The 12842-nt window shown below is 45.4% G+C and carries 9 protein-coding genes and 1 pseudogene; 7 read left to right on the top strand and 3 right to left on the bottom strand.

All coding sequences use genetic code 11. The features are described from left to right. Positions 1-205, top strand: a pseudogene (locus tag BLS03_RS25820) (LysR family transcriptional regulator); the annotation flags it as partial. Between the two features lie 369 nt (positions 206-574). Here the strand turns inward: BLS03_RS25820 and tdh are convergent. Then, complete coding sequence (tdh, locus tag BLS03_RS09785) at positions 575-1606, bottom strand: L-threonine 3-dehydrogenase (RefSeq protein WP_093272878.1); 1032 nt, start codon at positions 1604-1606, stop codon at positions 575-577. After that, a complete protein-coding gene (locus BLS03_RS09790; RefSeq protein ID WP_093272881.1) occupies positions 1606-2802 on the bottom strand; it encodes a glycine C-acetyltransferase in 1197 nt (398 codons plus the stop codon). Before BLS03_RS09790 ends, tdh begins: the two co-directional genes overlap by 1 nt. 203 nt (positions 2803-3005) lie before the next feature. Between BLS03_RS09790 and BLS03_RS09795 the strand changes: the two genes are divergently transcribed. The 6 genes from BLS03_RS09795 (at position 3006) to gloA2 (ending at position 11330) form a co-directional block, all read left to right on the top strand. Next, positions 3006-3938, top strand: coding sequence for a LysR family transcriptional regulator (locus BLS03_RS09795; protein WP_093273254.1), 933 nt, complete (start codon positions 3006-3008; stop codon positions 3936-3938). Positions 3939-4319: 381 nt separating this feature from the next. Then, positions 4320-6161, top strand: a complete 1842-nt coding sequence (locus tag BLS03_RS09800) for a DUF1800 family protein (RefSeq protein WP_093272883.1) — start codon at positions 4320-4322, stop codon at positions 6159-6161. A 4-nt stretch (positions 6162-6165) separates the two neighbouring features. Then, on the top strand, positions 6166-7497 hold the full coding sequence (locus BLS03_RS09805) for a DUF1501 domain-containing protein (RefSeq protein ID WP_093272885.1): 1332 nt from the start codon (positions 6166-6168) through the stop codon (positions 7495-7497). Positions 7498-7931: 434 nt separating this feature from the next. Beyond that, positions 7932-9521 (top strand): DUF1800 domain-containing protein, encoded by a 1590-nt coding sequence (locus BLS03_RS09810; RefSeq protein WP_093272888.1) that lies wholly within the window; start codon positions 7932-7934, stop codon positions 9519-9521. Positions 9522-9525: 4 nt separating this feature from the next. Next, positions 9526-10842: a DUF1501 domain-containing protein gene (locus tag BLS03_RS09815; protein WP_093272891.1), complete on the top strand. Its 1317-nt coding sequence runs from the start codon at positions 9526-9528 to the stop codon at positions 10840-10842. A gap of 104 nt (positions 10843-10946) precedes the next feature. Beyond that, complete coding sequence (gene gloA2, locus BLS03_RS09820) at positions 10947-11330, top strand: SMU1112c/YaeR family gloxylase I-like metalloprotein (protein ID WP_093272894.1); 384 nt, start codon at positions 10947-10949, stop codon at positions 11328-11330. A gap of 76 nt (positions 11331-11406) precedes the next feature. Here the strand turns inward: gloA2 and BLS03_RS09825 are convergent, their stop codons facing one another. Further along, positions 11407-12825, bottom strand: coding sequence for a PepSY-associated TM helix domain-containing protein (locus BLS03_RS09825; protein WP_425445108.1), 1419 nt, complete (start codon positions 12823-12825; stop codon positions 11407-11409). Positions 12826-12842 lie beyond the last annotated feature (17 nt).

Below are 12842 nucleotides of genomic sequence, written 5' to 3' on the forward strand. Positions count from 1 at the left end.
TTACTTACTCAAAAATACAGATTATTTTCTTGCAATTCCCGAAATATACATAGAAACCTTAGCGGATACTTTGCAATTAGCCTATGTCGATCCCCCATTCCCAATACCGGATTACCAAATAAAACTCTATTGGCATAAGGTCAGGGAGAAAGAGCCTAAAGTAAACTGGCTGATTAACTTATTACTTAGTCTATCTTGTGAATGATGCTCTCGTACCTCTCCAGCCAGTCATATGAAAACTTAACCCCATTATGATGAAAAAAACTAATCCAATAATCAGTGTAAAAAACCGACGATAACTTTTCACCTAAAAAAGTTTGGGGCAGAACTGATTTAGAGCGACCTGTAAGCTCTAGTTACATTAAGTGAACAATCATCACTCAAGCCTAAATTCCATTAAATGTACAAATCATTACATAACCATTCATTGGCAAACCAGTCTGATAATTTAGGACTAAATTGGGGCTTTTTCTGGGGCTAAATTGGGTCAAATCTTCCACTTTACTGTTTATAAAAACAGTGTTAGCCCCATAAAAAAGCGCCCCAATCGGAGCGCTTTGATTTTGAGTTTGGCTTATTCCCAATCGAGGATAACTTTGCCGGAAGCCCCGCTACGCATGGTGTCGAAGCCTTTTTGGAAATCATCAATCTTGTAATGGTGAGTGATAATTGGTGTGAGATCGAGGCCTGACTGAATCAAGCTCGCCATCTTATACCAAGTCTCGAACATCTCCCTTCCATAAATCCCTTTGATGACCAAACCTTTAAAAATCACTTGGTTCCAGTCAATAGTCATGTCTGATGGCGGAATACCTAGCAGTGCTATGCGACCGCCGTGGTTCATCGTTTTGAGCATCGAGCTAAACGCGGACTGATTACCCGACATTTCAAGGCCCACATCAAAACCTTCGGTCATCCCAAGCTCGCTCATGACCTCTTCCAATTTTTGCTCAGCAACGTTGACTGCGCGAGTCACGCCCATCTTACGCGCCAACTCTAAGCGGTATTCGTTGACATCGGTGATCACTACATGACGAGCGCCAACATGTTTTGCAACCGCGGCCGCCATAATACCAATTGGGCCTGCACCGGTGATCAGCACGTCTTCGCCGACAAGGTCGAATGACAGTGCCGTATGTACCGCGTTACCAAATGGGTCAAAGATAGACGCTAAGTCATCGGAAATCTCATCTGGGATCTTGAAAGCGTTAAAGGCCGGGATTACCAAATATTCTGCAAATGCGCCAGTGCGGTTTACGCCAACGCCAACCGTGTTACGGCACAAGTGAGTGCGGCCGCCGCGGCAGTTACGACAATGGCCACAGGTAATATGGCCTTCGCCAGATACGCGATCGCCAATGTCAAAACCTTTCACTTCTTGGCCGATTTCAACTACTTCGCCAACGTATTCATGACCAACGACCATAGGCACTGGAATGGTGTTTTGCGACCAAGTGTCCCAGTTATAGATATGAACGTCAGTACCACAAATTGCCGTCTTCTTTATTTTGATCAGAATATCGTTGTGACCAATAGTGGGCTTGTCGACTTCCGTCAGCCAAATACCCTGTTCTGGCTTGAGTTTAGATAACGCTTTAATTTTCATTACTTAATTAATCCCATATCACGACCAACAGCAATAAAAGCATCGATGGCTTGATCCAGTTGTTCACGGCTATGTGCTGCCGACATTTGGGTGCGAATACGCGCTTGGCCTTTCGGTACGACAGGGAAAGAGAATCCAATCACGTAAATACCTTTCGCTAACGCGCGCTCGGCAAATTCCGCTGCAACTTTTGCATCGCCAAGCATAATCGGAATAATGGCATGGTCAGCGCCGCCCATAGTAAAGCCCGCCGCTTCCATACGAGTGCGGAAGTGAGCCGCGTTTTCCCAAAGACGCGTACGCAAATCGCCGCTTTCTTGCAATAAATCTAGGACTCGAATCGAGGCGTTGACGATTGCTGGTGCTACCGAGTTAGAGAACAGATAAGGACGTGAACGTTGACGCAGCCAATCGATCACTTCTTTTTTACCTGAGGTATAACCGCCAGATGCGCCGCCCATCGCTTTACCAAGCGTGCCGGTAATGATGTCGATGCGGTCTACCACATCGTGATATTCGTGCGTACCGGCGCCAGATTTGCCCATAAAACCGACCGCGTGAGAATCGTCAACCATCACTAGTGCGTCGTATTTATCCGCTAAGTCGCAAATCGCAGGCAGATTGGCAACAACGCCGTCCATTGAGAACACGCCGTCGGTCACAATCAACTTATTACGTGCACCAGCTTTATCAGCGGCAATCAGCTGCTCTTCAAGCTCAGCCATGTTGTTGTTGGCATAGCGAAAACGCATCGCTTTACACAAACGCACGCCATCAATGATCGAGGCATGGTTCAAGGCATCAGAAATGATCGCGTCTTCTTTATCTAAGATGGTTTCAAACAGACCAGTATTGGCATCAAAACACGAAGTGTAAAGAATGGTATCTTCTTTACCTAAAAAGGCAGACAACTTGGCTTCAAGCTGTTTATGAATGTCTTGCGTGCCGCAAATAAAGCGTACTGACGCCATACCGAAACCATGCTGATCCATCCCCACTTTACCCGCTTCAATCAACGCAGGATGGTTAGCAAGACCAAGGTAGTTGTTGGCACAGAAGTTAAGTACTTCTTCACCGCTCGAGATTGAGACTGCCGCTTGTTGCTGTGAAGTAATGACTCGCTCTGATTTATACAAACCTTCTGCTTTGATCTCATCAAGCTGGTTTTGGAGCTGTTGATAAAATGCCGAGGACATGACCGTTCCTTTTGATTGTCGTGATCAAGCAATTTCGATATGGACTTGGGCTGCTCAATCATCCTGAATGAATGTATCAAGTGTAATTCATCCCCACAGGTAGCATTATCCCTCAGAACGGAAAATCATTTGTGAATCTCAGGCATAAGTGATCTACAATGCGAAATGAAATCACCGTTCAGCATCACAACTTAGGCAGCATTATGTTCGACCCAAAATTGACCGCTCTACTCCCCGATCTGGCTTCCTATATTCTGGTGGTCACCGAAGGAAGTTTTACTGCTGCAGCCAAACGTCTTAACGTCACGCCATCGGCACTGAGTAAATTGATTACCCGCCTAGAGCATGCATTATCCTGCAAATTGGTTGAACGCACCACGCGTAAACTGGTGATTACCCAAGCTGGGCAAAAAGTCTATGACCAAGCGGTAGTGATGATGAATGCGGCGCAGCAAGCGGTTGAGGTCTCGCAATCTGAACATTTGGATCCGCGGGGTTCTATTACCGTAGCCGCTCCTGAGGCGTTTCTATACTCGGTACTGCAACCGCACGTCACCAGCTTTTTACAACAATATCCAGAAATCCAACTCAAACTGCGCGCCGCCGACGGGGAAATCGACCTGTTTCGCGATGGCATCGATGTGGCGTTTAAGCTCACCGACAAACCGGATGAAAACTTAGTGCTTAAAGAGATCAGCAAAACCAACTTAGTGTTGTGTGCCAGCCCTGCCTATATTGAATCGCGAGGCATGCCTTGCCACCCTACCGAGTTAGCCGAACATGACTGCTTATATTTAGCCGAAACCTCACGGGATAATATTTGGGACTTTGTAAAAGAAGACGCTTTTTTTGCCGTTACGGTTTCTGGCCGCTACGCGGTCAACCATTCACAAATGCGCCTGACCGGAGTGAAAAATCATTTAGGTATCGGCATCTTTCATGATTTCGTGGTGCAAAACGCACTTGAATCTGGCGAGGTGGTAGAAGTGCTCGCCGATTGGACAATCAAAAGTAACTATCACGGCGCGATCGCGATGCAATATCGTCAAACGCAATATATGCCGACTCGATTACGGGTTTTTATTGACTTTATTAACAGAAAATTATTCCCCAACACCTTTTACAAATCGCGGTGAGAAAAGCGTTAAAAATTTTGATTTATTGCACTATTTCAAAAAATAATTAGTCTTCAAGTCACATTCAGATGCCAAATGAAACCTCTCAATAAATATAATCACACCACCAATGATTAGCCAACAATTAAAATATCATTTCAATATCAACAGGATACTTGCTTGCTGTTGATATTATTTTTACAAAAGTTAATTTTTAACCGATTTAATTTTCTCATATTTAGTATCTACCTAACCGAACTAAAAAAGAAAAAATATAAAAATAACAAAAGTCATCAGTCAAATTAATGTTTACTCCTGACAAACGTTTTACTTAGATAAAACTTAAACCATCTACGCACATTATTTAATATCTGCCACATCTAAGTAAGCTGGTTTTAATATATGCAATTGAAGGTAAATAGTAAGATTTCAACACTTGCACTCTGCGTGAGTGTTTTACTCGGTAATTCAGGTCAAGCCTTGGCCGATAACGATTCGAGTGAGCTAAGCACTGGTAGCGCGCCAGTAGCTAAGTCCATTCAGCTAAGCGACCCACTTCACGCTGGCGATTCGCTAACACTCAGTGTTGATGACATTGCCCAAGACCCAGATGGCGACACTCTGTATATAGACCAAGTTGAAGTCGTCGATGATGCCGGCTCAGTAGAAAGTCAAAGTGATGATTCGGTAACATTAGAATTTTTTAACTCTGGTCGCCAAAAAGTGACCTTCACCATTTCAGATAGTACTGGTGAAGTGCTGGTCACCACCGCAACGTTTAACATTGATGTACTCTCAGATAAGCAATTACATCGTTTTTTTAATCAAGCCACATTTGGTCCGACTCATGAATTGATGGAAGGCGCGGCCTCTTTTGATATCGATGCTTGGCTTGATGAACAATTTGCAATGCCCGTTAGCTCTCACGAAGCGCTTGCCCAAGAAATCGGTGGTAACGACTACGCAGCCAATGACGATGCTTGGCTAGAACTGGCCAATTACGGTGATGACCAACTTCGCCAACGCGTCGCTTTTGCACTAAGTGAAGTGTTTGTTGTATCTCGCTATGGCACCCTTTATGAATATCCTCAGTCGCAACTAAACTATTACGACGTACTCAACTACGGTGCATTTGGGAATTTCCGCGACCTCATCTCTAAAGTTACACGCCACCCTGCAATGGGTACCTATCTTACACTAAGGAACAGTAAGAAAGAGAACGAAGAGCAAGGAACTTATCCAGATGAAAACTATGCTCGCGAAGTGATGCAGCTCTTTACCATCGGCTTATATGAGCTCAATAACGATGGCAGCGCTAAAACCGATTCTGATGGCAATAAGATTGAAACCTACACCCAAGATGACATTCGTAATGTCGCTAAGGCGTTAACTGGCTGGGTGCGCGCCAGTGGTGATGAGCTCTTGGTTAAGCCAATGGTTGCGAAAGAAAGCTACCATGACGATAGCGAAAAAGTCGTTATGGGAACAACGATTCCTGCGGGTCAAAGTACTGAAGAGGATCTCTCTAGCGTATTAGATATTCTGTTCAATCATCCAAATACAGCGCCGTTTTTTGCTAAGCACATGATCAAACGCTTAATAACGTCAAATCCATCACCAGAATATATCGAGCGCGTCGCCAACGTATTTATCGACAACGGTGAAGGCGTGCGAGGCGATATGCAAGCGGTCATTCGCGCAATTCTAACCGACGAAGAAGCGCTTGGTGAAGATAGCGAACATATGCCTATCAAAGCCAAAGAACCGATCGTTGCCGTCGTCAACTTGATGCGCGCATTAGACATGGAAACGGAAACTGAGCACGTAGTGAACAGCGACATTCCGTTCTGGCGAATTGGTCAAGGTCCAATGCGAGCTAACTCGGTCTTTAACTTCTACTCACAAGACTATTCGCCATCCGGCACTGATATTTCTGCGCCTGAACTTGAGTTTATGACTTGGCCGACTTATATCGTTACTCACAACTATATGCGTACGTTTGTTGCCGATTGGCGCACACCGCTGCTACCAGACTATTCCTATTTGCAAGAAGCGGGTGAAGACACTGACGAGCTAATGCGCCGTATTGGACTTGTGTTTTATGGTGGTGAGCTAGATGAAAGACTTGAAGAGATTTTGCGCGCCCATGTGGAGTTTTTAAACACTAGACCAACTTACGAAGAAACTCTTAAGCAATTGATGGAATTTGTCATCAGTTCTGAAGATTTTTACATACAGGATTAACAACATGGCGATTTCAAGACGTTCATTTTTATACGGTCTAGGCGCATCCACACTCGGAGCCTCGACACTCCTGCCCGGTATTGGCTGGGCAGCTAGCAGCGGCAGCAGTAATCAAGGATACAAAGCGTTGGTGTGCGTCTGCTTACTCGGCGGTAATGACGGGTTCAACATGCTTATTCCACGTGATGATGAACATTACGAAGAGTACAAAAGCGCTCGAAAGACCATCTCAATAAAACAGGAACAGTTACTGACCACTGACATTGTTGGCTCAGATAGCGAAGGTAATCCGGTTGAGATTGGTTTACATCCTTCGATGAGTGATTTGCAGACGTTGTGTAACAAAGGATATGTCAACACCATACTGAACTGTGGTGTACTGCGCCAACCAATGACTAAAGAGCAAACCGATTATGCACCCGGTATGTTGTTTGCGCACAATTCCCAACGCGAAGAGTGGTTTAAGGGCAATGCCAATACTACTGACAGTACGGGTTGGGCCGGCCGTTTAATGGTTCAGCTTAACGGTGCAGAAAATTCTTCAATTCTGCCGCCATTGTTTAGCTTTGATGGCTCAACCCAGTTGTTTAACAGTGATATCAAAAGTAGCGCATTTAAAGACAACAAAGTCGAATCACTTGAATACGCTACCGATCAGGTTCAATCAGCGTCACAATCACTAAACCAAGAAGAGATTGACCCTAAGAGCGAATTTCATCAGCTGTTTCATGACCTTATTAACGACAGTGTCAATTACAGTAGCCGAGCAAGCAAAATTTTTGCCCTGCCCAATGACTCTAACTTATACCATTCCGGGAATGACTTGGCGCTGCAGCTTAATTCTGTACTTAAGTTCATCAAAGCGCGAGAAACTCTGGGACAAGACCGCCAAATTTTCTACGTTACGCTCGATGGCTTTGATACTCACTCTAACCAAAGTGGAACCCATCAACAGCTGCTAAAAAAACTGAGCCAAGCATTGAATCTATTCTATCAAGCGTTGGAAAACCAAGGTTTAGAGTCCAATGTCACCACTGTCACCATGTCCGATTTTGGTCGTCGTATCCCGCCTAACGCATCTGGTACTGACCACGGTTGGGGCAATAACCAGCTCGTCGTCAATGGTGGCGGTATTACTCCAGGCGCAACCGGAACTTGGCCTTCTTTGGTTTATGGTAGTGACGATGACTATTCGAGCGGTCGACTCCTGCCTACTACATCGGTTGACCAAATTGGCGCAACGCTGGCAAATTGGATGGGGGTTTCTAATGCTGATATTGCTAAGGTATTCCCAAATCTAGGCAATTTCTATCCACAAAATTTAGAGTTTATCTAGCTCACTAACTATCGAATTACAGCCCCACTTGTGGGGCTTTTTTGTACGCAGACAATCTCTTCGACCACCCTCAGTCAAACATTTCCACTGAAAATACAATCACCTTAAATATACCAATTTTCAATCAATTAGAAATAAGATAGTGTTTTATTTATTAACAAATTAATGATTAATATAAATACAACCATTAATCAAATTAATATTAATCATTATTAAACTAATCAATAAGTTTATATTCAATCAACCTACCCAGCTAAATAATATCTTGCTTCCAAGTTTTTAAAACTCAACCCTTCATATGAATAATTAATGATGGAATACCATACGTTAATAGTGATAAGGCATAACTTTTACAGCCAATCGTTTATTAACAAATAATCCTTATGTTTACTTTTCGTCATATCGTCGATACAAATATTTAGGTTGGTTTATCCATGAAATTACGTATACAAAGAAAAATATCGACTCTCGCGCTATGCGTGAGTGCCCTTTTTGGGTGTAACGATAGTGCCTTAGCCGACACCAGCAGTGGCGAAACGGTACAAAACACAGCGGCTTTAAGCATCGAAGACCTCACCACCAAACAACTGCATCGATTCTTGAATCAGGCCAGTTTTGGCCCAACACCCGCGCTGATGGAAAACGTCGACGCCTTTGATTTACAAACCTGGCTCACTGAACAGTTCGAAGCGCCAGTCACCTCCCATGAAGCCTTGTATTTAGAATTGGGTAACGGCTTGCAATCAACCCGTGAAGACGCATGGCTTGAAATCGCTGCACTCGGGGACGACCAATTAAGGCAGCGTGTCGCTTTTGCCTTGAGCGAAGTATTCGTGATTTCTCGCTATAGCGATATTCACGATCGTCCACAATCGATGACCAACTACTATGACCTACTGGTTTATGGCGCGTTTGGTAATTTTCGCGATTTAATTGAAAAAGTCTCCCTGCACCCTTCTATGGGTACCTTTTTAACCATGATCAACAGTAAAAAGGAGAACAGTGAAACTGGCACTCAACCGGATGAAAACTACGCTCGAGAGGTCATGCAACTCTTTACCATCGGCTTATATCAGCTCAATAACGACGGTAGTATCCAAACCGACAGTTCAGGTGAGCCCATTGAAGCCTATGACCAAGAAGACATTCGCAATGTTGCTAAAGCGTTTACCGGTTGGGTTCGAGATAGCAGTGACAGCTTGTACGTCAAACCTATGGTCGCGAAAGACAGCAACCACGATGAAAGCGAAAAAGTGGTGATGGGACATGTCATTCCGGCAGGACAAACTGCCGAGCAAGACATGAGCGATGTGATGGATATTCTGTTTAACCATGACAATACGCCGCCGTTTTTTGCTAAGCACATGATTAAACGCCTGATTACCTCTAACCCATCACCGGAATACATTGAGCGAGTCGCCAATGTCTTTATCGATAACGGAGAAGGTGTACGTGGCGATTTGCGCGCAGTCATTGAAGCGATTCTGCTCGATAAAGAAGCACTGGCGCAGGATGAAAATAATCCGCCAATCAAAATCAAAGAGCCTGCGATTGTGGTGGTAAACCTATTTCGTGCATTGGATCTACAACTGACGACTGGCCGTGTGTCTAACAGCGATATTCCATTTTACCGAGTTGGCCAAGGGCCACTGCGCGCGAAATCGGTATTTAACTTTTACTCGCAAGACCATTCACCGATTGGCACCGATTTGTACGCTCCGGAATTACAAGTCATGACATGGCCAAACTTCGTCTCAAGCTTTAACTATATGCGTACTTTCATCGCGAAATGGCGCACGCCAACGTTGCCGAACTACAGCTATTACAAAGCTGCCGGTGACGATATGGATGAGTTTATTCGCCGAATTGGTTTGGTGTTCTTTGGTGGCGATATTGACCCCAATTTAGAAGCCGTACTTCGTACTCATATTAAATCGATCGGCGGCAAACCAAAAAACGAGTGGGCAGTGGAACAGTTGATGGAATACATCATCAGCGCAGAAGATTTTTACGTACAGGACTAATACTATGGCGATTTCAAGACGATCATTTTTATACGGCTTAGGTGCCTCAACACTGCTTCCAAGCATAGGTTGGTCTACTGGTACTTCTACGTCACAAGACTATAAAGCGCTGATATGTGTCTATTTGGCCGGCGGTAACGATGGCTTCAATATGATCATTCCACGCGACGATGAACACTATCAAAACTACGCCGCAGCGCGAAAAACCATCGCAATTAACCAAAGCGAGTTGCTAAGCGTCGACTTGACTGGATTTGACCGTAACGGTTCACAAGTGGAATTTGGTTTGCATCCTTCAATGAGCGGGCTAAAGAATCTGTGTGACAAAGGCTACGTCAATGCGATTTTAAACTGCGGGGTGCTGCGCCAGCAGATTACCAAAGATCAAAAAGAGTTTGCTCCAGGTATGCTGTTCTCCCATAACTCGCAAGCTGCAGAATGGTTCAAAGGCAATGCCAATGCCAAAACCGACAACAGCGGTTGGGGAGCACGCTTAATGGAACAATTAGTCAGCGATGACGCGTCGCTTGTTCTACCACCACTGTACAGTTTGTCCGGGCACGCGGATCTGTTCAACGGCAATATTGCCAATAACGCGTTTAACGCCAATGGCGTGAGCGAACTGGGATTTAAAACTGACCGAATCCGTAACTCTTACGCCGCATCACTCGACTCAGATGTCAGTGATAAAAGCGTTTTCCATCAGATGTTTCGTGGCATTTTGCGTGACAGCGTTCATCTTAGTGATGCCGCAGCAAGCATCTATGCACTTCCCTCTGAATCAGCGCTGAGTATTTCAGGCAACGGCCTCAGCCCACAGTTTAACTCAGCGGTGAAATTCATTAAATCGCGCGAAACACTGGGGCAAAATCGCCAGCTGTTTTTCGTCACTCTTGGCGGATTTGATACCCATTCAAATCAATTAGCTTCGCACGCGAACTTAATGGGAGTGTTAAGCGAGGCACTTGAGGCACTCTATTCGGTACTGGAGGACCAAGGCTTAGCCAGTGATGTCACCACCGTCACTATGTCTGATTTTGGTCGCCGCATTACACCTAATTCTTCGGGCACGGATCATGGCTGGGGCAGTAACCATTTGGTGATTAACGGTGGTAACCTCACACCGGGTACAACAGGCACTTGGCCGTCGCTGACTTATGGCGGCGAAGATGATTATTCAAGCGGCCGTATGCTACCGACCACTTCGGTGGATCAAATTGGCGCGACGTTAGCCAATTGGATGGGCGTATCAAGCTCTAACATCGATAGTGTTTTCCCAAATTTGCAAAGCTTCTCACCACAGCTACTTGATTTTATATAGCTCTATCACGCCCCGACCAACTGGTTGGGGCTTTTTATTTTTCAGACCACTCAAACTCAGCGAACAATGTTACAATGCAGTTATCATAACTAGCTGAGAAACCTATGTTTAATCGAATTCACCACGTCGCGATTATTTGCTCCGACTACCCCAAATCGAAACATTTCTATAGCCAAATTTTGGGGCTGGAAGTGGTCGCGGAAACCTACCGCGCAGAGCGCGATTCATACAAGCTTGATTTGGCGTTGCCAAATGGTGAACAGATTGAACTGTTCAGTTTTCCCGGCGCACCGCAGCGACCAAACTTTCCTGAAGCGCAAGGGCTTCGTCATCTGGCTTTTGAGGTCGATGACGTTAAAACCGTAAAACGCTACCTTGAAGCGCAAAATATTGATGTTGAACCGATTCGCGTTGATGAGTTGACGGGCAAAATGTTTACCTTTTTTAAAGACCCAGATGCCCTGCCCTTGGAAATTTACCAAATTTGAGCGTTAAAAAAGCACGCCCTGAAGCGTGCTTAAAATGCATAATCGAAATACCGAATCAGAATAAAGCGTATATTGCCTAACTCAGAGCCCGTTTTACGCGCGGCACATGCCGTACCATCAGCCAGTCAAAGATAAGCACCAACACTATCGTCCCTCCGCCAAGGGGAAATGCTAGGCACAACACAACCAATGTCAGTAACGCCACTTTCCACACACCTTGATGTTCAAACTTTGGCGGTGCGCCTAAACCGCCACGCGCTTGCGGACGGCGCAGCCACCACATCACCACCGCCGCAACGCAAAACACCATAAACGCGAGGCAAATGAACAAATTGGCAATCTTATTAAGCAAGCTGAGGTCGCCTTGATGCAACGACACACTCGCCGCCATCCATTTAGCAAACGGGCTGTAATCATTCCAAGTCACCTCAACCAATAGCTGGCCATTGTATTGGTCAAAATGGCTGGTGCGATCTAAGCGAGGATCAGTGACATCCCCTGCCATCGAGTTGGCCGCCACGGTATACACACCGGTAGCTGATTGCGGAAAATAGACGCGATAGTGGCTAAAACCAAGTACTTTAGCTTGATTGACGATTTGGTCGATATTGACGCCATGAGCCGGCATAAAACCGTCACTATGACCCATTTTACTGTGATCATGAGACGTTGGCAGAGGCGTCTGCTCGAGGTTCCACGGCATTTCTTTTTCAGCGCCATGATTGAGGCTGGTGTGAGTTAACTCAGACTTGGGTTTATCACCCCAAGTGTAATAAGCAGGAAACGTATTCCAAGCCTGAACCAACTGTTTGCCCCAAAATCCGGTCCAAGATAGGCCAGAAATAAGAAAAAACAGCAGCGCTAACGACAGCACGCCTCCAATATTGGCGTGTAAATCTCTTAGCCATACTCGCTTGCCACTGGCAAAGCGCAGACGCAGAAATCCAGCCCGGCTTGCGCTGTTGCGAGGCCACCATAAATAAACGCCAGACACCAACAGCAAAATACCCAAACTGGCCGCCACTTCAATGAGATAATCGCCACTGTCACCCAAAAGTAGTGTGGAATGAATTTTATTCGCCCACTGATACACGCTGTGGCTGCGATCAATCGTTCCTTGCACCGCGCCGCTGTAGGGATTGACCAGCGCAAACACTGACTCGCCACTTGGGCTTGAAATCGAAAAACGATTGGCCAAATGCGCGTCACCACTTGGAATAAACTGAGTGACTGAGTAATCCGGAAACGCTTCACGCACCGCATCAAGTTGCTCGGAAACTGGCAACGGATCGCCCGCAGCTTCAACCGTCAACATTTGCCCATAGCGCAGCTGCTCAATATCACTATCAAACAGCATGATGATCCCCGTAACACAGAGCATCAACATAAACGGAATAACGTATAAACCGGCATAGAAATGCCAACGCCAAACCGAAAAATAGCGCGCCTTTTCGACTCGCGTCGAATTCATTTTAAGCTGAGTCGATTCACTCAACATGGTCCATTTCCTTT

Source organism: Vibrio xiamenensis (assembly GCF_900100015.1).
Taxonomy (GTDB): domain Bacteria; phylum Pseudomonadota; class Gammaproteobacteria; order Enterobacterales; family Vibrionaceae; genus Vibrio; species Vibrio xiamenensis.